The following is a 21,705-nucleotide window of genomic DNA, read 5'->3' on the forward strand; positions in this document are numbered from 1 at the left end:
CGTCGCTTCGCTCCTCCTCAACCCCCGGTATCGAAGACCGGGCCTGCGCTCGGGTCGTCGAGCACGCGTGCACCGAGGTCGTGCGGCAGGTCGCGCAGCTCGGGCGGGTTCCACGTGGGGTTGCGGTCCTTGTCGATGACCTGCGCGCGGATTCCCTCGTGCAGGTCGTGCTGCCCGAGGAACCAGTTCACCGCCCGGAACTCCTGCTCGAGCGCCGCTTCGAGGTTCGGCAGGGTGCGCGCCCGGCGCACCGACTCGAGGGTCACGGCCATCGCGGTCGGCGAGAGCGTCTCGAGCTCGTCGGCGGCGCTCGCGGCGTCGGGGTGCGCGTGCGCGCGCAGGCGCGCGATGATCTCGGCCACCGTGGGCGCCGAATAGCATTCGTCGATCCAGTCGCGTGCGAGCGCGAGGGTGGATGCCTCGGCCGGGGTCTCGTCGAAGAGCATGACGATCTCGGCGGGGCTGCCGGGGTCGGCGCGTTCGGCGAGCGCCTGCAGGAGGTGCGGCAGGTCGCGCGAGAGCACGTACGAGTCCGCGAAGCCGGCGTAGATCGCGTCGGCGGCGGTCATCGTGCGGGAGTTGAGGGCGAGGTGCACCCCGGTCTCGCCGGGCGCGCTCGCGAGCAGCCAGGTGCCGCCGACGTCGGGCGTGAAGCCGATGCGCGTCTCGGGCATCGCGAGCTTCGACCGCTCGGTGACGACACGGATCGCGGCGTGCCCCGAGAGCCCGATGCCACCGCCCATGGTGATGCCGTCCATGATCGCCACGACCGGCTTCGGGAAGCGCGCGATCGCGGCGTCGAGCCGGTACTCGGTGCGGAAGAAGTCGCGCGCCTCGCCGTGCCCGTCGTTCGTCGCGTAGTGGTAGAGCTCCCGGATGTCGCCGCCCGCGCAGAACCCGCGGTCGCCGGCGCCGTCGAGCACGACGACGCCGACCTCGCTGTCGTGGCGCCACGCGTCGAACACGGCGGTCAGCTCGCGCACCATCTCGTACGAGAGGGCGTTGATGGCCTGGGGGCGGTCGAGCGTGACGTGGCCGACGCCGTCGGCGACCGTCGCGGAGATGTGGGCGCTCACGCTGCCACCGTATCGCCCTGAGCCGTCCTCCACAGGAGCGGATCCGTCACGTTCACACGTACAGAGTCCGGCGCCGGGGCCCTCTCGAATCAGCACGACGTAGCGTGCGAGCGTGGACCCGTTCGAGATCATGGCCGAACCCGTGCGCCGACGCATCATCGAGGTGCTCGCTGTCGGATCGCACCCGTCGGGCATGGTGGCCGATGCCGTCGCAGGCGAGTTCGGAGTGTCGCGATCGGCCGTCTCGCACCACCTGAAGGTCCTGCGGGACCACGGGGTCGTGAAGGTGATCCCCGACTACACGCAGCGGCTCTACCTCCTGGAAGAGGGCTTCCTTCTCGAACTCGACGAGGCGGTCGGCGAGCTCTTTGCGCTCTGGCGCCATCGATACGGGTTCGGCACCGACGGCGATCCTCTTCGACTCGAACCATCGCGAGTCCCGCACGCTGAGCGCCGGCTGCCAGCGCGTCTGCACCGGGCGGGCTGCAAGGGGCGGCGCGGTCGCTGAGCGTGCCGCCGCCCTGGCGGATTCTCGTTCGAGCTGTTTCAGTTCCGCCTCATCGTGAGGCGGAACTGAAACAGGTGAAACGGAGAACCAATGCGGCTCGTGCGTGCAACCCAACAGGGGTGAAGAAGTGCGATTCACGCGTGACGAGATGAGGCGTACGATTCCGGGATGGTCCCCGCATCGAATCTCTGGGCGTTCGTCATCGCCTCGGTGGTGCTCATCGTGATCCCCGGTCCGAGCGTGCTGTTCGTCATCGGGCGGTCGCTCGCGCTCGGACGGATGGGCGGCCTGCTCAGCGTCGTCGGCAACGAGCTCGGCATGCTGCCGCTCGTCGCCGCTGTCGCGCTCGGCGTCGGGGCGATCGTCGCGCAGTCGGTCGCGCTCTTCACGATCATCAAGATCGCGGGTGCGCTGTACCTCGCCTACCTCGGTATCCAGGCGATCCGGCATCGCGCGGATGCCTCGGCCGCGGTCGCCGGCAAGGTGGCGCGCCGCTCGCCATGGCGCCTGCTCGCCGAAGGCTTCGTCGTGGGCATCTCGAACCCCAAGACCATCGCGTTCTTCGTCGCAGTGCTGCCGCAGTTCGTCGACTTCCACGCGGGTTCCATCCCCCTGCAGATGGCCGAGCTCGGCGTCGTGTTCGTCGTGCTCGCCCTCGTGTGCGACTCGGTCTGGGCGCTCGCGGCCGGCTCGGCCCGCGACTGGTTCGCGAAGTCGCCGAAGCGCGCCGAGCACCTCGCCGCGACCGGCGGCGTGATGATGATCGGGCTCGGCGGCGTGCTCGCGCTCAGCGGCTCCAAGCACTGACGTCGCCCCGGTGGTCGAGTAGCGAGCGCCAGCGAGCGTATCGAGACCCGTCGCGAGGGGTCTCGATACGCGTGCTCCTTCGTCGCGCGCTACTCGACCACCGAGGGGTTACGCGTCGGCGGGGTTCAGGTCGGTGCCGAGGAGGATGCCGCGGGCCACGCTGTTGAAGAAGCACTGCGCGCTCAGCACGGTCGGCGTCGTCGTCGCGGGGTCGACGTCGAGCCGCTCCACGCCGAGCGCGTGCACGACGAAGAAGTAGCGGTGCACGCCCGTTCCGGGAGGCGGGCCCGAGCCGCGGTACCTCGGCTCGCGGTACTCGTTGTCGAGCACGGTCACGCCCTCGGGCAGCAGTCCCCGCGACAGCGCGTCGGGCGCGCCCGCGCCGGCCTCGAGCGAGGTCGTCGTCACCGGGATGTTCGCGACCGCCCAGTGCCACCAACCGGCTCCGCTCGGAGCATCCGGGTCGAAGCAGGTGACGGCGAAGCTCTTCGTCTCGGCGGGGAACCCCGACCAGCTCAGCTGCGGCGAGACGTCCTGGCCGCCCCGGCCGGCACTGCGCTGCGGCGCTGCGAGCTGCCCGCCGGCCTCGAGGTCGGCGCTCGTGACGGTGAACGAGCCGATGGGCCTCAGGGCCTGCAACTGCGCGTAGGGATCGTGGTCGAACATCGGTGTCCTCTCCCGACCCGGGTCGAGGCATCCGGGCCGATCGTCAGCCTACGCCCGTAGGATCTGCGGGTGCCCGTCGCGAAGATCCTGCTCTACTACGCCTTCACGCCGCTCGCCGATCCCGAGGCGATCCGGCTGTGGCAGCGCGGGCTCGCCGAGTCGCTCGGGCTGCGCGGCCGCATCCTGATCTCGAAGGACGGCCTCAACGGCACCCTCGGCGGTGAGCTCGGTGCGCTCAAGCGGTACGTGCGAAGGACCCGTGAGTACCCGCCGTTCGCGCACGTCGACTTCAAGTGGAGCATGGGCACCGGTCTCGACGACGCGGGACGCAGCCTCGACTTCCCGAAGCTCAGCGTCAAGGTGCGCGACGAGATCGTCTCGTTCGGAGCGCCCGGCGAGCTGCGGGTCGACGACGCGGGCGTCGTGGGCGGCGGCACGAAGCTGAGCCCCGACGACCTGCACGAGCTCGTCGGCGAGCGCGGCGACGACGTCGTGTTCTTCGACGGGCGCAATGCGCTCGAGGCCGGGATCGGACGCTTCCGCGGCGCGATCGTGCCGCCGACCGAGACGACCCGCGACTTCATCGGGCTGCTCGACTCGGGCGCGTACGACCACCTCAAGGACCGACCGGTCGTCACGTACTGCACGGGCGGCATCCGCTGCGAGGTGCTCTCGAGCCTCATGGCGAGCCGCGGGTTCGGCGAGGTGTACCAGCTCGACGGCGGCATCGTGCGCTACGGCGAGCGGTTCGGCGACGACGGGCTCTGGGAGGGCTCGCTCTACGTCTTCGACGGCCGCGGCTCGATCGACTTCAGCGACCACGCGGCCGTCATCGGCGAGTGCGCGCGCTGCGGTACGGCGACGAACCGCACCGCCAACTGCACGGATGCCTCGTGCGACGCCGAGTTCGTGCTGTGCGCGTCGTGCGGGGTCGCGCCGTGCGCGGCGCACGTCCTCCCCGCTGGTTGAGTAGCGCCGCGCGCAGCGCGACGCGTATCGAAACCCGGTGACCGGGTCTCGAGAGCGGCTCGCCGGGTTTCGATACGCGTCCGACTCCGTCGGGCGCTACTCAACCAGCGGGAGGCGCCGCGATCGCCGCGACCGCCAGCGCGAGCTCGTCGCCGGTCGGCACGAGCGAGGGGTCGACGAGCCACAGGATGCCGAGGCTCTGCACGAGCGTGAACTCCAGCTTCGCGACCGCCTCGACCTGTTCGTCGTCGAGCTCGGGACGTGATGCACGCAGGTGCTCGGCGATGCCCCGCACCGCCTCGTTCGACGCCGCCGCGAGATCGTGCCCGCCGCCGGGCCCGCGCAGCACCCGCACCGTGTTCTCGAGGCTCGCGATCAGGGCTTCGCGATTGTCGGCGAACACCTCCGGCATCCGGTTGAAGAGCGCGGCGAAGCCCCCGAGCAGCGGCAAGGCCGTGGTCTCGCGGATGACCTCGTCGATGCGGTCGCCGATGCCCGAGCCGAGCGACTCGGTGAGCGCCTCGGTGATGAGCTGATCCTTCGAGCCGAAGTGGTAGCCGATCGCCGCGAGGCTCACGCCCGCGGCCGCGGCGATGTCGCGCGCGGTCGCCTTCGCCACGCCGCGCTCGAGGATCACGCGCCGCGCGCCCTCGAGCAGGTCTTCACGATTGCCCATGGCCCCATGCTAGCGAACGATTCAGACATTTGTATTAGACAAACGTCTGAATCCGGTGTAGAACATTCGTGTCAGACAAATGTCTCAACCTGAAGGAGCACGACGATGAGCACGACCTCCGCACCGCACGTCCTGATCTCGGGCGCCGGCATCGCCGGGCTCGCCCTCGCGCTGCAGCTCACCCGCAGCGGCATCGGCTCGACCGTGGTCGAACGCGCCGAGGCGCCGCGACCCGGCGGCCAGGCCGTCGACCTGCGCGGCGCGAGCCGCGAGGTCGCCGAGCGCATGGGCCTCATGCCCGGCATCGACGCACGCCGGGTGCACGAGCTCGGCATGTCGTACGTCGACGGCGAGGGGCGCGTCTTCGGCCGCATGTCGATGGAGGACTTCGACGGGGAGGGCGCGGTCGCCGAGATCGAGATCGCCCGCGGCGACCTCGCCGAGGTCCTCCTCGAGGCGCTCGACCAGGCCGCCGCCACCGCACCCGGGCTCGTCGAGGTGCGCTACGGCGACCGCATCACCGCGCTCGAGCAGCACCCCGACCGCGTCGACGTCGTGTTCGAGCACGCTGCGCCCGCCTCGTTCGACCTCGTCGTGGGCGCCGACGGCGTGCACTCGGCGACCCGCCGCCTCGCGTTCGGCCCCGAGGAGGAGTATGCGCACCCGCTCGGCGGCTACGCCGCGTTCTTCACCCTCCCGACGCCGAGCGACCTCGAGCCCGGCTGGTTCGCGCTGCGCTTCGTGCCCGGCATCGCCTTCGGCCTGCGGCCCGACCGCGACCCTTCGACGTCGAAGGCGATCCTGACGCTGCGCGGTGCGCACGACCCCGCACTGCGGGGCGATCGTGTCGCCCAGGAAGCGCTCGTGCGCCGCGCTCTCGAAGGCGCCGGGTGGCACGCCGACACGATCGTCGCGGCGATGGCCGAGGCATCCGACTTCTATTTCGACGAGCTCGTGCGCATCGACCTCGACGCGCCCGTGAACGGCCGGGTGGCGCTGCTCGGCGACGCCGCCTCGTGCGGCTCGCCGATGACCGGCATGGGCACCGCGACGGCCCTCATCGGCGCGTACCTGCTCGCGGAGCACGTCGCGGCCCGGCCCGGCGACCTGGAGGCGGCGCTCACCCGCTACGCGGTCGACATCGCGCCGTTCGTCGAGGCCGGCAAGAAGATCCCGGGCGGCGGCATCGACCGGATGGTGCCCGCGACGCCGTTCGCCGCGGCGATGGCCCGCGCGACGACCCGGGTCATGCTGTCGAAGCCGCTGCTGCCGCTCGTGCGCCGCATGTTCGCAGCGGGCAACGCCGAGCTCGCGCTGCCGGCCGTGGAGCGGCCCGTCCCCGTGGCATGACTCAGCGCGGCGGCGTGACCGGCGCGGCAGCGTGACTCAGCGCGGTCGCATGACTCAGCGCGGCCGCCGCGACCACCTGCGCGCGGCACGGCTCGACAGCGCCAGCAGCACGAGGATGTCGGCCGCGAGCGTCAGCAGCGTCGTCTGCAGGGTGATCTCGTCGCCGCCGAGCCACCAGTCGATCGCCGACAGCATCGTCGACAGCACGGCCACGACCATGACCGTGATGCGGGCCCAGTTGCTGCCGCGGTAGACGAGCCACGCGAACACGAGCTGGCCGATGAGCACGACGACCCCGCCGACGATGAAGACCCACAGCACGATCTGCGCGGCCTCGGCGTCGCCGACGTCATCGAGGTGGATGTCGGCCTCGCGCACGATCGTCGGCCACTGCACCGCGAGCGAGATCAGCCAGAGCACGCCGAGCAGCACCCGCACGACGATGAGCAGCGCCCCGAGCGAGATCGCGATCGGCCGGCGGTCGGCTCGGGCCCGGGGCATCCCGCCGGCATCGCGCTCGGCGAGCCGCGCGAACGGCTCGAACGCGGTGCGCTTGCCGACGTCGACCTCGGCGACGGCGGCGACGTCGTCGGCGGCGGCGGCGGCGGCCGGATGCGGCGCGAGCCCGCCCGCCCGCGCGGACGCCGCGCCCTCGCCGAGCCCCGAGCCGACCGCGTCGCCGAGCGCGACGATCGGCAGGTCGCCGTCGGTGCGGATCGTGTCGCCGCCGCCGTTGCGCGAGTGGTAGCCGGTCGAGAAGTCGCGGATGACGCCCACCTCGACCGGCACGCCCGAGTCGACGAGGGTGCGCACGATGTGGTCGCGCTCGACGTCGGTGTCGGCGTCGATCTTGTGGGTGACCTGCAGGGTGAACAGCGAGAACCCGACCGACTTGTCGAACGTGCCGGCGGCGAGCCAGCCGACGCGACGCCCGCCGGGCAGCAGCCATCCGTCGGGCGTGCGCCAGAACCGCACGTGGTGGCGCTTGGCGGGGTTGCCCTCGACCTCCTGCTGGTAGGCGAAGTCCTGCATGCGCCCGAAGAGGAACAGCGGGCTCACGGGCGCCTCGTCGTAGCTGCGTCGGGTGAGCGTCGACGTGATGATGCGCCAGCTCGATCGGGCGTCGACGTCGTCGGCACGGGTCCAGCCGGCCGCCAGCATCGCCTCGTGCACCGAGCGTTCGTCGCCGAGGAGCGCGAGGTTGACGGGGTCGCCGAGCAGGCCGTCGCTCGTGCGGGCCCGGCCGATGAAGTAGTCGGGCACGTAGATCGTCGTGAGGATGCGGTGCAGGCGCGGCAGCACGAGGTAGGCGAGCACGAGCCAGAACACGACGAAGAACAGCAGCCCGAACCAGCCCCAGTCGAAGCTCTGCTGCAGGATCAGCCATGCCAGCCAGACCGCGGCGACGCCGGCGTAGACGAAGAAGAATCCGTCGAGCACGGCGTTCGCCGAGATGCGGCCGGCGCGCGGCGATGCGGATGCCCCGGCCGACTGCTCCCCCATGTCCGAATGCTACTCGCGGGCGGTCGTGGCCGGGCGGGCTGTCGGACCAGACCCCTAGGTTGGAATCATGACCCTCGCCGAGACCGCCGCCGAACTCCGCCGCCTGCACGCCGCCCCCGAGCTCCTCCAGGTGGTGAACGTGTGGGACGTCGTCAGCGCCCGCGCCGTCGCCGCCCTGCCCGAGACCCGCGCCATCGCGACGGCCGGCCACTCGATCGCCGCGTCGTTCGGCTACCCCGACGGCGAGATCCCCGTCGACCGCATGCTCGACATGGCGGGTCGCATCGCGCGCTCGGTCGAGGTGCCGGTGAGCGCCGACCTCGACGACGGCTACGGCGCCCCGGGCGAGACCGTTCGCCGCGCGATCGGCGAGGGCATCGTCGGCGCGAACATCGAAGACCGCCTGAAGCCGCTCGCCGAGTCGGTCGCCGTCGTCGAGGCCGCCGTCGCAGCCGCCGACGCCGAAGGCGTGCCGTTCGCGCTCAACGCCCGCACCGACGCGTGGCTGCGCGGCCACGATCGCCCGCGCGAGGTGTGGATCGCCGACGTGATCGAGCGCGGTCGTGCGTTCCTCGACGCAGGTGCGACGACCGTGTTCGTGCCGGGCGTGTTCGGCGAGGCCGAGATCGAAGAGCTCGTCGCGGGCATCGGCGAGCAGAAGATCTCGCTCATCGGACTGCCGGGCATCCCCGCACCCGCGCGTCTCGAAGCGCTCGGCGTCGCCCGCCTGTCGTACGGACCGACCACGCAGCGCGTCGCGCTCGGCGCGCTCCAAGACCTCGCGAGCGGGCTCTACGCGGGCGGCGTGCTGCCCGAGGGCATCCGTCCGCTGAACTGAGCGGCGGCGGGGCGGGGGCGCCGCCGCCGGTGGTCTCGACACGGCGCGGCGCGCCTCCTCGACCGACGACGGGCGACCTCGATTCCGACCCCTGATCTGCGAATCCCCCATGAGACGGATGCCTCGGCGCTGACGCGCTCGCTAGGGTGGCCGTGTGGCGACCTCCGGGTCGCCCTGGGCTGTGCGGGGCGCGGCCCGTTGCGCGGCCCATCACGCCCCCGACGTTGAGGAGGGCGCATGGTCGACGGCATCCCCATCGAGATCTCGGGTCTCACCAAACGATTCGGCGCGGTCACCGCGGTCGACGATCTCGGGTTCACAGTGCAGCCGGGCCGGGTCACGGGCTTCCTCGGACCGAACGGCGCCGGCAAGACGACGACCCTGCGCGTGCTGCTCGGGCTCGAACGGCCCGACGCCGGCACCGCGACCTTCGGCGGCACCCCCTACGCGGCGCTGTCGCGACCCCTCGAGACGGTCGGGGCCTCGCTCGATGCGAGCTTCCATCCCGGCCGGTCGGCGCGCAACCACCTGCGCGTATACGCGACCGCGGCGGGCATCGACCAGGCCCGGGTTCCGGCCGTGCTCGCGCAGGTCGGCATCGAGGAGTTCGCCGACCGCCGCGTCGGCGGCTACTCGCTCGGCATGCGGCAGCGGCTCGCACTCGCCTACACGCTGCTCGGCGACCCGGCCGTGTTCGTGCTCGACGAGCCGATCAACGGTCTCGACCCCGAGGGCATCAAGTGGATCCGCGGGTTCCTGCAGGCGCTCGCCCGCGAGGGTCGCACGGTGCTCGTGTCGTCGCACCTGTTGAGCGAGGTGCAGCAGTCGGTCGACGACGTGGTCATCATCTCGCGGGGGCGACTCGTCAAGCGCGGCACCCTCGCGAGCCTCGAGCTCGACTCGGCGCCGCGCACGATCGTCGACTCCCCCGACCGGGCCGCGCTCGCGGCGGCGCTCGACGCCGCGGGGCTCGAGCACACCGAGGGCCGCAGCGGATTCATCGTCGCCGAGCCCGACCCCGCCCGCGTGGGTCATGCCGCCTTCGTCGGCGGCGTCGAGCTGAGCGCGCTGCATCGACTCAAATCCGGACTCGAGGACTCGTTCCTCTCGCTCGTGGGCGGAGGTGAGGAGCAGTGAACGCCGGGAACGCCCTCGCGGCCGAGTTCCGCAAGGTCTTCACCACGCGCATGTGGTGGCTGCTCGCGATCATCCTCGTCGCCTACGTCGCGATCATGGCCGGCGGCCTCGGGGCCTTCCTCGGCTGGGCGACCGCCAACCCCGACGCCGCTGCGGCCGCGAGCGGCGGGGGTGGCGGCGGAGCCGTCGTACCGCCGGGCACCGCGCTCGCCCCGCTCATCTACAGCTTCGCCTCGTCGATCGGCTACGTGTTCCCAGTTCTGCTCGGTGCGCTCGCGGTCACGAGCGAGTACCGGCACAAGACGCTCACGCCGACCTTCCTCGCCGCGCCGTACCGGCAGGTCGTGCTGTGGTCGAAGTTCGTCTCGCAGCTCGTCGTCGGCGCCGGCCTCGGCGTGCTCGCCTTCGCCGCCTCGGTCGGTGCGGGCGCCGCCGCGCTCGCGGCGTTCGGCCTCGACACCGGGCTCGACTCGTCCGACACGTGGGCCCTCATCGGTCGCGGCGTGCTCGCGCTCGCGCTCTGGGGCGCGATCGGCGTCGGGCTCGGCGTGCTCGTCGTCAACCAGGTCGCGGCGATCGTCATCGTGATCGTGTTCGCCCAGTTCATCGAGCCCATCCTGCGGCTCGTCGCCTCGCTCAGCGACGTGACGGCGAAGATCGGGCAGTTCCTGCCGGGTGCCGCGAGCGACGCGCTCGTCGGAGCGTCGTTCTACACGATGGCCACGCCCACAGGCGCGGCCGTGCAGTCGCTCGAGTGGTGGCAGGGCGGTCTCGTGCTGCTCGGCATCGCGGTCGTCGCGACGGTCATCGGCGGCGCGACGACGTGGCGGAGGGACGTGTCGTAGGTGCATCCCGCCGAGCTGCGGTCGCGCCGCCTGTTCGCACAGGGCCTCCGCGGCCCGGTCGGTGATGACGGGGATGCCTCGGGGCCGGCGCCGCGCACGACCGCCGAGGTCGTGCGCCGTGCGCTCGCCGTGCAGGCGCAGGAGTACCTGCCCTCCCAGTGGGGACTCGCGCAGCGCATCGACCCGGTCGCGCGGCCCGGTGCCGCCGAGGTCGCCGCCGCCGTCGATCACGGCGAGATCCTGCGCACGCACGTGCTGCGCCCCACCTGGCACTTCGTCACGCCTGACGACGCCCGGTGGCTGCTCGAGCTCTCGGCACCGCGGATCCGCCGGCAGATGGCGAGCGACATCCGCAAGGCCGGCTGGGACGGCGACGCCGGAGCACGGGGCGTCGAGGTGATCGCGCGCGAGCTCGACGGCGGCCATCGCACCCGGAGCGATCTCGCCGCCGCGTTCGACCGCGCCGGGTTGCCGACGACGGGGCTGGGGTTCGTGCTGTTCGTCGCCGAGGTCGAGCGCGTGGCGATCTCGGGGGCGAGCGCCGGCAAGCAGCGCACCTATGCGGCCTTCGACGAGCGGGTGCCTGCCTCGCCGCCCCGGGCGCGTGAGGAGGCCCTCGCCGAGCTCGTCGAGCGGGCACTCACGACCCGCGGGCCCGCGACCGTGCGCGACCTCGCGACCTGGTCGGGATCGACGCTCGGCGACGTGCGCGCGGCGCTGGCCGCGGCATCCGATCGCACCGTCGGGCGCATCGCCCTGCTCGCCGACGACGAGGAGCTCTGGCACGACGGCGTGGTGTCCGCGGCATGGACGGCCAGGCCACCCGACCGCGCCGCGCGCGACGACGACCCCGCCCTCGTCGACCTGCTGCAGGGCTACGACGAGTACGTGATGGGCCACGCGATGCCGCGCGCCTACCTGCAGCCGCCGGGCATCGAGCAGCCGATCATCCCCGAGTACCCGCTGCACGCGATGCTCGCGGGCGGCACGATGATCGGACGCTGGGCGCCGGTCGTGCGGGGCGGCCGTGCCACGCTGCGCGTCCTGCCGTGGCGCGAGCTCACTCCCGACGAAGAGCGCTCCCTCGAGGGGCGACTGGCCGAGGTGGCCGCGTTCCTCGGCGTGCCCGCGGACGTCGAGCGCGAGTCGGTCGCCGCCGTCTGACGGCAGCTCCCCCTGTACCTCGAGTTCCGGCTCGAGAATTTCTCCACAAATATCGAACATATCTTCGAATTTCGGTGGATTTCGCGTAGAATCGAGACATGCCCGAACCTGCTGGAATACCCGCCCTGACCGGGGTTTCAGCTGCCGCACTCGGGCTCGCCGACGCGTGGGCGGGCGCATTCCTGGCAGGCACGCCGGCGTCGAGCGACGCCGCTTCCGACGTGCGACTGATGAGCGCCGACGGGCTGGTCCGCGTGACCGAGGCATTGGGCGAGCTGTTCCGTCAGGTGCAGGCGTTGCAGGCGCCGGTCGCGGCCGAACTCGCGGCCCGGTCGAGGCCGGGCACCGACGAGGTCGCCCGCAAGCACGGCTTCTCGTCCGCCGAGCGGTTGATCGCGTCTGCGACCGGCAGCCGCTACCGAGAAGCCGTGAAGCTCGTCGCGGTCGGGCAGGCCACCGCGCCCCGCGCCGCGTTCACCGGTGAGGTGCTCCCGCCGCGGCATCCGCATCTCGCTCGAGCGATCGCAGCGGGCGAGGTGTGCGTCGACGCCGCCGACGTGATCCGCCGGTTTCTCGAGCGCGTCGCCCCCCGGGCCGATCGAGGCGAACTCGGCGAGGCCGAACGGTTCCTCGTCGAGCGTGCCCCCGTCGTCGGTGCCGACGGGCTGCTTCGGTTGGTGAAGAGCCTCGAAGCCCGGCTCGACCCCGACGGCGTGAAACCGCGCGAAGACGAGCTCCGGGCCGCTCGCGAGTTCCGCATCTGGGAGGACGAGCACGGCATGATCCGGTTCACCGGCGCCGCCGACCCCGTCAACGGAGCTCCGATCAAGCTCGCGATCGAGACCCTGGTGGGGGCCGAGCTCCACCGGGCACGCGACGCGAAACGCCGTTCGCCGGGCACGACGACCCACCCCGCCGGCGGTGCGGCCGGCCCCGCCGGCATCGAGAACGGTGCGGCGATCGACGACGTGTTCGATGAGCAGCGCACGATCGTGCAGATGAACCTCGACGCGCTGGCCGACATCGCCCGCCACTCGCTGGGCGCGAAAGACGGGCCGGTGCCGCTCCGGCAGGCGACGGTCGTCGTCAGGACCGACGCCGAGGCGCTCGGGGCGGGGCGCGGGCACGGCATGATCGACGGCATCGACCAGCCCGTGTCGATCTCCTCCATCCGGCAGATCGCGATGTCCGCCGGCATCTCACTCCTCTACGTCGGTGACGGGTGCGAGAAGGTCACGTTCAGCAGGTCACGCAGGTTGTTCACCCAGGCACAGAAGCTCGTGCTCACCGAGCGCGACGGCGGTTGCGCTTGGCCTGGTTGCGCGCGGCCGCCGTCCCACACGCAGGCGCACCACATCAGGTGGTGGAGGCGCCACAAGGGCGGCACCGACCTCGACAACGGCATCATGCTCTGCAGTCATCACCACCACCGCATCCACGACGATGGCTGGATCATCCTCATCGAGCGCGGCTTCACGTGGTTCGTGCCGCCCGCGCATCTCGATCCGGCACGGCGGCCGCGCGCCGGCAACCGAAGACTGCCGGCGGTCCTGCCGCCGCCGCCCGACATCACCGCACTGCCGGCCCGCTCCGCGGCTTGAACGCCCCTGCCGGTGCACGAGCGCGGCGCCCGCCCCGAGGCATCCCGACCGCGTACGATCACCGCATGGCCGCAGTGATCGGAACCGTCGTCGTCGCCCTCGCCGCGCTGCTGCACGGCTACATCTTCCTCATGGAGAGCGTCTGGTGGACGCGGCCGTCGGTCTGGAAGCGCTTCGGCGTCGCCGGGCAGGAGCAAGCCGACACGACCCGCCCGATGGCGTACAACCAGGGGTTCTACAACCTGTTCCTCGGCATCGGCGCGGCGCTCGGGCTCGTTCTCTACTGGGCCGGCGCGATGCCCGTCGGCAAGACGCTCGTGCTGTTCACGACGGCGTGCATGTTCCTCGCCGCCGCGGTGCTCACGACGACCGGGCGCGGCTACCTGAAGCCCGCGATCATCCAGGGAACGCTGCCGCTCATCGGGTTCGTGCTGTTCGCGTTCGCGTGAGCGGCTGAGCGGATCGGCGGGTGACCGGAGCGGCCGGTTGGCCGGAGCGGCCGGTGGGCCGATGGGCCGACGGGGCGGCGACCCGCTGGACCGGTCGGCCGGCCTCAGCCCAGCAGTTCGCCGAGCACCACGACGGCGACGGCGGTGAGCCCGGCGACCGCGACGACGCAGGCGGCCGCGAAGGCCGCGATCGAGGCGGCGGCACTGCGGCGACTGCGGCGTGCGACCGAGGGCAGCGCGTCGGCGGAGGCTCGCGTGGGGGCCGGGCCGTCGGCGAACCGAGGTGGGGCAGCCGGTGCGGATGCCTCGAGCTCGCGGACCTCGTAGCGGGCGAGCGGTCCGGGGCCGGCGGCGGGCTCCGCCGTGCGCAGCACCTCGTCGGAGACAGGAGCGGGCGCCGGACGCCGCCGGTCGCGGCGCCGCGGGGCGTTCATCACGGCGCCGCCGTGCGTGAACCGGCGATCGGCCTGCTCGCCGCGCTCGACGACCCGGGTGGCGTCGTCGTCCGCCGCCGGGCGCGCGACGACGACCGTCGCATCGTCGGCATCCGGGTCGGCGAGGTCGACGACACCGGACCGCGGTGCCGCCTGAGACTGCCCGCGCTCGACGACGATCGTCGCGTCGGGGTCGGCGACGGCGGAGCTCACGATCGTGGCGTCGTCGTCGCGTCGCACCACGACGGTCGCATCGACGTTCGGATCGAGCTCGGCGCCTGCACCCGGCCCCTCGCCCATGACCGGCTCGTCGCTCATCACCGGCCCGTCGCTCATGACCGGCCTCGCACGGGGATGGTGGTCTCGTCGTCGACCTCTGGCGCGTTCGTCGGCGTCGGTCGCGGCAGGCCGGTGGTGGCATCGCCCTGGTCGTCGAGTCCGCCCGACACGACATCGACCACGACGACCGTGATGTTGTCGCGGCCGCCGGCCTGGCGGGCACGCTGCACGAGCGCTGCGGCCGCCGACTCGGGGCGCCCGCTCATGGTGAGCGTCGCCCGGATGCCCTCGTCACTGACCTCCGAGGTGAGCCCGTCGCTGCAGATGAGCAGCCGCTCGCCGTTGATCACGGGCAGCAGCCAGCTGTCGGCCGTCGAGTCGGGGGCGCCGATCGCCCGCGTGATCACGTTGCGGCGTTCGAACGTCGCCAGGTCCTCGGGGGCGAGGGCACCGTTGTCGACGAGCTCCTGGCCGAGCGAGTGGTCGACCGTGAGCTGTTCGAGCACCGTGCCGTGATGACGGTAGACGCGCGAGTCGCCGACGTTGAACACGAGCCACGCGGGCTCGCCCTCGTCGTCGACGAGCGCGATGCCGGCGACGGTCGACCCCGCGCCGCGATCGGTCGTCGCCGCGACGGCGGCCACCGCGTCGCTCGCGGTCGCGAGCGCGGTGCGCACGTCGGCGAGGGTCGCGACCGTTCGCCCCGCGACGTGCTCGCGGAACGCGGCAACCACGGCGGCGCTCGCCCGGTCGCCGGCCTCGTAGCCGCCCATGCCGTCGGCGACGACGAACACGGGCCGCTCGGCGAGCGCCGCGTCCTCGTTGGCGCGCCGGACGAGGCCGACGTCGGTCGCGGCGGCGGCGGAGAGGTTCACGGCGGTGGCGTCGGTCATCGGCCGCCCGGGGTCTCGCCGGTGCGCTCGAGGCGGACGCCGAGCGTTCCGAGCACGAAGCGGTCGCGCACGGGGGTCGGCACCCCCGCGTCGACGAGCTGGTCGACGCCCGACGCGTCGGGCACCATCACGCCGTTCGTCGAGTCGAGGTCGGTGAGTGTCCACTGGTCGCCCTCGAGGCGCAGCACGGCGTGCGTCTTCGACAGGGTGCGGCTCGGGTCGGGCACGACGAGACGCTGCTCGCCCGTCAGCGCCGCACGCGGGTTGCGACCGAGCACCACGACCACGGCATCGACCGCGAGCACGGTGCCGTCGTCGAGCACGAGGCGCCAGGGCACGACCGGGCGGCGGCTGACCACGACGGTTCGGTCGAGCGGGTCGTCGTCGCCGTCGCCCGTCACGATCGTCTCCGCGTCGGCCGGGTCGTAGCCGCCGGCCGGCACCGCGGCGGCCGCGACCGTCGCCGGGCCCGCGAATCCGGGCGGGGGCACGACTGGCAGCCCTGCGACCGGCACCCCGGCCGGCGCGGCGGCGGCGGGCGGCACGGGTGCTGCGACGGCGGCCGCAGCCGCTGCAGCGAGCGGTGCGGCAGGTGCTGCAGCCGCAGCGGGCGCGGCGGGCGGCGCCGCGGCGGGCAGCGCCGGGGCGGCAGCGGGCGGCGGCGTCACGGGCACGGGCGGCAGCGGCTCGATCCGGCCCGGGATGCGGGCGGGCTGTTCGACGGGCGCCGCGGACGGGGCATCGCCGGGAGGCGCGAAGAGCGACGCGAGCGCCGAGGCCCCGCCGGTCGTGCTGATGCCCGAGTCCGACGACGCGGGCACCGGCGCCGGCGCGTTCGCCGGCGCCGCACCCGACGATTCGTTGCCGGGGGCGGACCACGCCTGCGCGGCGGCGGGCGCCCAGTCGGGGTGCGTCGTGGCCGGGGCTGCGACCGGGGCCGGTTCGGCGACCGCACCCGGCCCTGCGGCTGCGGGTGCCGGCGCCACGATCGGCGCGGGGGCGCCCTGCTGCTGGGCGAGGAACCAGTTGTCGGCTGGTGCCCCTGCGGCCGGCGCTCCGCCGAGCGCGACGGGTGCGCCGGCCGGCGCACCGGTGATCGGCGAGCCCGGGGCCGCGCCGGCGAGCGGGCCGGTCGGCGCGACGGGCGGGATGTCGCCGGTCGGCGTCCCGCGCACGGGCATGCGGCCCTGCTCGGGGTCGGGCGACGGCCCGAACGCCAGCACGGTCGCCCACACCGGGGGCAGCAGCACGCCGAGCACGGTCGTGCCGATGCCGCGCCAGCTCTGCTGGCTGATGCGGTGCAGGGCGAAGATCTTGAACACGATGCCGACGAGCTGCGCGAGCGGCACGAAGAGCAGCAGTGCGAGCCACGGCTGCTGGCCGCCGATCTTGAACAGCTGCATCTCGTTGTACACGGGCACCCACGCCGACCAGGCTGGCTGGCCGAAGCGCTTGAGCACCTTCGCGAACATCGCCGCGTACCAGACGTACACGCCGATGCCGACGAGGAACGAGATGCCCATCATCATGAGCGAGAGCGCGGCGAGTTGCTGCGTGTCGGCGGTGGTCATCGTGCGGGCTCCTCGAGTGATGCGCGAGCAGGGCGGAATGGACGGACGAGTGAGGCGAACGACAGCCTCGCGGAAAGTCGGCGCCTCGCGCGAGCCGCCGCGCGGAGGTCGCGTCGTTCGGCGTCGACGATCGCCCACGCCGCCTCGGCGTCGACGGTCGACGGCGGGTCCCCGGCGAAGACCGCCCGGTCGACGAGCACCGCGAGCGTCGCGGCGGCGGGCCGGCCCGAAGCGCGGGCGGTGTCGGCGCGCGCGGCGCGCTCGGCGTCGATCACGCCGTGGTCGACGTACAGGTCGACCAGTTCGTCCCACGCGCCGACGACGCGCAGCTCGGGCACCGGGTCGTGGCGGCGCCGGCGCGTCCGGGCGCCCTTCGCGACGAGCAGCGCGAGGAACGGCAGCACGAGGCACAGCGCGACGGCGAGGCCGAGTGCGACCCAGCGCAGCACCGCGAAGACCGACGATCCGACGACGGGGTCGTCGGCGGGCGGTGCGGCCGTCGCGTCGCTCGACTCGCTCTGCGCGGAGGGCGGGTCGACGGTCGCCGTGTCGGGGCGGTCGGGCGTCGTGGGATGCTGCGGCAGCTGCTCACCCTCCTGGATGAGGCTCGGCGCGACCTCGAACTGCGGCGTCGCGTCGATCGGCACCCAGACGTCGTCGCCGCCCGACACCTCGGTCCAGGCCGTGAGCGAACCGCCCGTGCAGACGTCGGTGCACGTGGCGACGCCGGGCACGTCGCCCGCGTCGGGCAGCCGGAACCCGAGCACGACCCGCGAGTCGTAGCCGAGCGCGCGCGCGATGAGCGCGATCGCGACGGCGAACTGCTCGTCGTCGCCGACGCCGGCGACGAGCGCCGCGTCGGAGGCCTTCGGGCCGGCGAGTCGCTGCTGGTCGACGAGCTGCGTGAAGAGCGCCTCGATGCGCGCCTTCGAGTGCCCCGAGTAGCTCGGCAGGAACGAGTAGCCGCCGCCGAGGCCCGCGATCCAGCCGGCCGCGTCGGGTCCGTCGACCGCGGCGTGACTCAGGTAGCCGCGGGCGCGCAGTCGCTGCACGAGCTCGGTGAGGCCCGCGGCCGAGCTCGGCTGGTCCTGCAGTTCGAGCCACGCCGACAGGGCCGGGTACTCCTCGGGGTCGAGCTGCGGGGTCCCGCCGGGTTCGGCGAGCTTCGTGGTCGCGTCGGGCGCCGAGACGAGGTCGTACCCGTCGCCGGGCGCGAGACCGCGGGTGACGCCGGCCGGTGCGCCCGAGGCATCCGGGATCTTGGCGATGCTGATGGCGGTCGCGCCGTCGGCCGACCGGTGGAAGCCGTCGTCGAGCGCGGCCTGCCGCGACCCGCCGAAGTCGGGTGCAGCGCGCAGGCCGAGCGGCGCGGGCACCCAGATGCCCGCGTAGCCGTCGCCGACGCCGACCTCGAGAGCCACGTCGCCCGGTGCGCGCACCGCCGCACGCGGCAACCGGCTGAACTGCGACGAGGGGCCGGTGGTGGCGACGTGGAAGGTCTCGCCGTCGTAGTCCTCGAGGGTCGCGAGGCGCAGTCGCTGCAGGCCCTCGGTGTCGCCCGAGAGCTCGAGCCACGGCTCGTCGACGCGGTCGGCGCCGAACGCCGCGCGGTAGCTCGCGAGCGGGGACGCGGTCTGGCGCACGACGACCTCGGGTTCGACCCGGTCGCGCAGCGCGGTCCGGTCGGCGAGGGATGCCGCTGCGGGGGTGGCGACGGCGCCGGCGACGAGCGCCAGCACGACGAGCACGCCCGCGAGCGCCCGCCGCCGCCAGGCCGGCCAGCCGGACAGACCTGCGCGCTGCACGGTGCCGGCCGTCGCCCGGCGCAGGGCGACCGCGCGGATCGAGCGCGAACGCAGCAGCAGCCACACGAGCGCGGCGACGAGTCCGCCGATGCCGACGAGGAGTTCACGCGGGGCGGGCACGACGACGGGTCCGATGACGAGCGGCTCGCTCAGCGTCGACGACCCGAAGGCGAGCCCGAAGCCCGACATCGCGAAGCCGACGATCACCGCGAGCGGTGAGCTGCGCCGGTCGGGCACGACGAGGAGGGTCGCGACGAGGGTGCCGACGAGCATGACGATCAGGAACGGCACGAGCACCGCCTGGTACTCGCCGAGCGGCAGCGACAGCGTGAGCAACTGCTTCCACCCGACGACCACGCCGACGAAGCCGTCGCGGATCCCGAGGAGCCACGGCTGCAGGCCGGTCATCGCCGACGGGATCGCGACCGGCACGACGAGCAGGGCGTACGCGGCGGCCGTCGCGACCACGACCACGAGCACCCGCAGCACGCCGCGCAGCGGCAGCGCACGGGCCAGGGCGGCGAGCCCGAGGCCGGCGACGATGCCGGCGGCCGCGACCACGAGCATGCGCATCGACGCGTAGACCGGCCAGGCGGCGACGGTCGCGAGCAGGCCGGCGACGACGACGTAGCCGATGCCGAGCGCGGTGCGGGCCGACTCCCCGTCGCCGCCGCGCGCCCGGCGCGGCCGCACGCCCGGGGGCGTGGGGGTCGCGGGGGCGGCAGGAGTGGCGGCCGTGCTCGGGCCGTTCGCGGCGCTCATCGCACGGCTCCCCTCGCGAGCAGCTGCGGCAGGTCGCCCAGCTCGCCGAGCGTGAGCACGGTGAGCTCGCGCGAGCGACGGGCGGCGGGCTCGGCGCCCGGTTCGCAGCGCACCGCGACGACCGTGATGCCGGGCGGCAGCGTGATGGCCGCGCGGCGCAGCCGCTGCAGCGGCACCTGGGAGCCGGTCACGAGGAAGGCGATCGAGAGGTCGCCGAACGACTGCGCGACGAGGGCCGCGACCGATTCGAGACGGATGACGCGGGCACCCGTCCCCGCCGCGGATCCGCCCTCGAGGCCGGACATGCCGTCGAGCAGCACGCGGGGCGTCACGGTCGGCAGCGAGCGCATCGACTGCACGGCGCCGCGGTCGGCCGTGTCGAGCCAGGCGCTGACGCCGACGAGCACGTCGCGTCCCTCGTGCACGCCCTGCACGCCGAGTGACGCGGCCGCGCTCACGGCGGTCTCGAACTCGTCGTCGCCCGAGTAGCCGTCGAGGTCGAGGTCGAGCAGCACGGCGATGCGGGCGTGGCGCGACTCCTCGTACTGGCGCACCATGAGCTTGCCCGTGCGTGCGGTCGACTTCCAGTGCACGTGGCGCTGCGAGTCGCCGACGACGTACTCGCGCACGGCGTGGAACGACAGGTCGGCGTCGACGAGCTGGTTCGACGGGGCGCCCTCGAGGTCGCGGATGAGCCCGGCGCTCGACGGGGGCAGCGCGACCGTGACGGGGTGCACGTGCACGCGCTGCACCTCGGGCCAGCTCATCTCGCGGCGGAGCACGCGCAGCGGGTCGCCCCGCGAGACCGTCATGGGGCCGACGTCGATGATGCCGCGGCGCTGCGCCGCGATCACGAGCTCTTCGCGGTGGTGCGCGCCGCCGCGCAGCAGCGGGATGTGCGCCTCGACGAGTCCCTTGCCGACCGGGATGTCGACGACGCCGGGCAGCGACGGACGCGACCCGCTGTTCACGAGGTCGAGCGTCCCCCGGATCTCGGAGCCCGCGACCACCCGGTCGCGGTCGAGGTCGAGCTTCACGCGATAGTCGTGCGCGCCGAGCAGGAACGGCACGCACACGACCAGGAGGGTCGCCGCCATCGCCGCGACCACCCAGGCCTCGAACCATCCGAACAGGGCGCCGCACACGATGCCCGCGACGACGAGCGCGGCGAGCAGCATCCCCGCCGGTGAGACCGTCTCCCGCACCCACGCGACCGCGCGCCGGACGGCGCCGCCCGCGGCCCGAGCACCACGGCGCAGCCGGGCAGCGCCCTCGGCCATGGGGCCGCGGCGCGTGCGCGACAGCCGTGTGACCGTCGCGCCACGCGTCGAGGTGAGCGTGTCGGCGGTCGCGGGCTTGGTGAGGAGTTCGGTCGGTTCGGTCACGCCACGCCGTTCTCCCGGGGCGCCGGCACGTCGAGCAGGATCTGGTTGACGACGGCGATCGCGGTGACGCCGTCGAACTCGGGCTCGGGCTCGAGCACGAGGCGGTGCGCGAGCGCGGCGACGGCGAGCTCGCGCACGTCGTCGGGGGTCGCGTAGGTACGGCCGGCCGCAGCGGCCCACGTCATCGCGAGGCGCGAGAGCGCGATCGCGCCGCGCACGCTCACGCCGAGGCGCACCTCGCTCGCGCGACGGGTGGCGTCGACGATGCGCATGACGTAGTCGGAGACGAGTGGGTTCACGTAGACGCCGCGGCTCAGCTCGGTCATCGCGACGATCGTGTCGGTGCCGACGATGCCGTCGAGGCGCGGCTTCGGGGCGCCGACCGCCTGCAGGATGCGCATCGTCGACGCCTCGTCGGGGTAGCCGATCGAGGACTTCACGGTGAAGCGGTCGAGCTGCGCCTCGGGCAGGCGGTAGGTGCCGCCCTGCTCGATGGGGTTCTGCGTCGCGAGCACCATGAACGGGTTGCCGACCGGGCGGGTGACGCCGTCGATCGTGACGTTGCCCTCCTCCATCACCTCGAGCAGCGCCGACTGCGTCTTCGGGCTCGCGCGGTTGATCTCGTCGGCGAGCACGATGTTCGCGAACACCGGACCCGCGTGGAACTCGAACTGCCCGGCCTTCTGGTCGTAGACCGTGATGCCCGTGACGTCGCCCGGCAGCAGGTCGGGCGTGAACTGGATGCGCGAGCTCGTGCCGTGGATCGTCTGCGCGATCGCACGGGCCAGCGCGGTCTTGCCCGTGCCGGGCGCGTCCTCGAGCAGCACGTGGCCGCCCGAGATCGCGGTCGCGAGCACGAGCTCGACGACGTGGCGCTTGCCGAGCACGGCCTGCTCGACGTTGTCGGCGATGAGCGAGAACGTCTCGGCGAACCAGGCGGACTGCTCAGGTGCGATCGTCACGGTGGTGGTCCTCTCGAAAGGGCGG

The 21,705-nt window shown here is 73.3% G+C and carries 20 protein-coding genes; 10 read left to right on the forward strand and 10 right to left on the reverse strand.

The window, feature by feature from the left end:
- Positions 1–17 precede the first annotated feature (17 nt).
- The gene (locus MUN74_RS07910; RefSeq protein ID WP_244855941.1) at positions 18–1,076 is read right to left on the reverse strand and encodes an enoyl-CoA hydratase/isomerase family protein; all 1,059 of its coding nucleotides are present in this window, start codon (positions 1,074–1,076) and stop codon (positions 18–20) included.
- 112 nt (positions 1,077–1,188) lie between these two features.
- Between MUN74_RS07910 and MUN74_RS07915 the strand changes: the two genes are divergently transcribed.
- Complete coding sequence (locus tag MUN74_RS07915) at positions 1,189–1,584, forward strand: helix-turn-helix domain-containing protein (protein ID WP_244855942.1); 396 nt, start codon at positions 1,189–1,191, stop codon at positions 1,582–1,584.
- Between the two features lie 168 nt (positions 1,585–1,752).
- The gene (locus tag MUN74_RS07920; protein ID WP_244855943.1) at positions 1,753–2,391 is read left to right on the forward strand and encodes a LysE family translocator; all 639 of its coding nucleotides are present in this window, start codon (positions 1,753–1,755) and stop codon (positions 2,389–2,391) included.
- A gap of 108 nt (positions 2,392–2,499) precedes the next feature.
- On the opposite strand, the gene MUN74_RS07925 is transcribed toward MUN74_RS07920, so the two are convergent.
- A complete protein-coding gene (locus MUN74_RS07925; RefSeq protein ID WP_244855944.1) occupies positions 2,500–3,057 on the reverse strand; it encodes a YbhB/YbcL family Raf kinase inhibitor-like protein in 558 nt (185 codons plus the stop codon).
- Positions 3,058–3,126: 69 nt separating this feature from the next.
- On the opposite strand from MUN74_RS07925, the gene trhO reads away from it, so the two are divergent.
- Complete coding sequence (trhO, locus tag MUN74_RS07930; protein WP_244855945.1) at positions 3,127–4,026, forward strand: oxygen-dependent tRNA uridine(34) hydroxylase TrhO; 900 nt, start codon at positions 3,127–3,129, stop codon at positions 4,024–4,026.
- 100 nt (positions 4,027–4,126) lie between these two features.
- On the opposite strand, the gene MUN74_RS07935 is transcribed toward trhO, so the two are convergent.
- Positions 4,127–4,702: a TetR family transcriptional regulator gene (locus tag MUN74_RS07935; protein ID WP_244855946.1), complete on the reverse strand. Its 576-nt coding sequence runs from the start codon at positions 4,700–4,702 to the stop codon at positions 4,127–4,129.
- 105 nt (positions 4,703–4,807) lie between these two features.
- Between MUN74_RS07935 and MUN74_RS07940 the strand changes: the two genes are divergently transcribed.
- On the forward strand, positions 4,808–6,052 hold the full coding sequence (locus tag MUN74_RS07940; RefSeq protein ID WP_244855947.1) for an FAD-dependent monooxygenase: 1,245 nt from the start codon (positions 4,808–4,810) through the stop codon (positions 6,050–6,052).
- Positions 6,053–6,106: 54 nt separating this feature from the next.
- Here MUN74_RS07940 and MUN74_RS07945 read toward each other — a convergent pair whose 3' ends face one another.
- Positions 6,107–7,555, reverse strand: a complete 1,449-nt coding sequence (locus MUN74_RS07945; RefSeq protein WP_244855948.1) for an LssY C-terminal domain-containing protein — start codon at positions 7,553–7,555, stop codon at positions 6,107–6,109.
- 67 nt (positions 7,556–7,622) lie between these two features.
- Here MUN74_RS07945 and MUN74_RS07950 point away from each other — a divergent pair, with 67 nt between their 5' ends.
- The 6 genes from MUN74_RS07950 (at position 7,623) to MUN74_RS07975 (ending at position 13,589) form a co-directional block, all read left to right on the forward strand.
- Positions 7,623–8,393: an isocitrate lyase/PEP mutase family protein gene (locus tag MUN74_RS07950; protein ID WP_244855949.1), complete on the forward strand. Its 771-nt coding sequence runs from the start codon at positions 7,623–7,625 to the stop codon at positions 8,391–8,393.
- Positions 8,394–8,630: 237 nt separating this feature from the next.
- Positions 8,631–9,530: an ATP-binding cassette domain-containing protein gene (locus tag MUN74_RS07955; protein ID WP_244855950.1), complete on the forward strand. Its 900-nt coding sequence runs from the start codon at positions 8,631–8,633 to the stop codon at positions 9,528–9,530.
- Positions 9,527–10,375, forward strand: coding sequence for an ABC transporter permease (locus MUN74_RS07960; protein WP_244855951.1), 849 nt, complete (start codon positions 9,527–9,529; stop codon positions 10,373–10,375). Before MUN74_RS07955 ends, MUN74_RS07960 begins: the two co-directional genes overlap by 4 nt.
- Positions 10,376–11,539, forward strand: a complete 1,164-nt coding sequence (locus tag MUN74_RS07965) for a winged helix DNA-binding domain-containing protein (protein ID WP_244855952.1) — start codon at positions 10,376–10,378, stop codon at positions 11,537–11,539.
- Positions 11,540–11,637: 98 nt separating this feature from the next.
- On the forward strand, positions 11,638–13,140 hold the full coding sequence (locus MUN74_RS07970; RefSeq protein WP_244855953.1) for an HNH endonuclease signature motif containing protein: 1,503 nt from the start codon (positions 11,638–11,640) through the stop codon (positions 13,138–13,140).
- 65 nt (positions 13,141–13,205) lie between these two features.
- Positions 13,206–13,589, forward strand: coding sequence for a DUF1304 domain-containing protein (locus MUN74_RS07975; RefSeq protein WP_244855954.1), 384 nt, complete (start codon positions 13,206–13,208; stop codon positions 13,587–13,589).
- Positions 13,590–13,693: 104 nt separating this feature from the next.
- On the opposite strand, the gene MUN74_RS07980 is transcribed toward MUN74_RS07975, so the two are convergent.
- Genes MUN74_RS07980 through MUN74_RS08005 form a run of 6 tightly spaced genes read right to left on the reverse strand, consistent with a single transcriptional unit; the run spans position 13,694 to position 21,680 of the window.
- Entirely contained in the window at positions 13,694–14,341 is a 648-nt protein-coding gene (locus MUN74_RS07980; RefSeq protein WP_244855955.1) for a hypothetical protein, read from the reverse strand.
- Positions 14,342–14,355: 14 nt separating this feature from the next.
- Entirely contained in the window at positions 14,356–15,195 is an 840-nt protein-coding gene (locus MUN74_RS07985) for a PP2C family protein-serine/threonine phosphatase (RefSeq protein ID WP_244855956.1), read from the reverse strand.
- On the reverse strand, positions 15,192–16,766 hold the full coding sequence (locus MUN74_RS07990; RefSeq protein WP_244855957.1) for a DUF5684 domain-containing protein: 1,575 nt from the start codon (positions 16,764–16,766) through the stop codon (positions 15,192–15,194). The genes MUN74_RS07985 and MUN74_RS07990 overlap by 4 nt, the downstream gene beginning before the upstream one ends.
- The gene (locus MUN74_RS07995; protein ID WP_244855958.1) at positions 16,763–19,333 is read right to left on the reverse strand and encodes a transglutaminase-like domain-containing protein; all 2,571 of its coding nucleotides are present in this window, start codon (positions 19,331–19,333) and stop codon (positions 16,763–16,765) included. Before MUN74_RS07995 ends, MUN74_RS07990 begins: the two co-directional genes overlap by 4 nt.
- On the reverse strand, positions 19,330–20,718 hold the full coding sequence (locus MUN74_RS08000) for a DUF58 domain-containing protein (RefSeq protein ID WP_244855959.1): 1,389 nt from the start codon (positions 20,716–20,718) through the stop codon (positions 19,330–19,332). Before MUN74_RS08000 ends, MUN74_RS07995 begins: the two co-directional genes overlap by 4 nt.
- Entirely contained in the window at positions 20,715–21,680 is a 966-nt protein-coding gene (locus MUN74_RS08005) for an AAA family ATPase (protein WP_244855960.1), read from the reverse strand. Before MUN74_RS08005 ends, MUN74_RS08000 begins: the two co-directional genes overlap by 4 nt.
- Positions 21,681–21,705 lie beyond the last annotated feature (25 nt).

Origin of the sequence: Agromyces sp. H17E-10 (assembly GCF_022919715.1) — a bacterium.
Lineage (GTDB): Bacteria > Actinomycetota > Actinomycetes > Actinomycetales > Microbacteriaceae > Agromyces.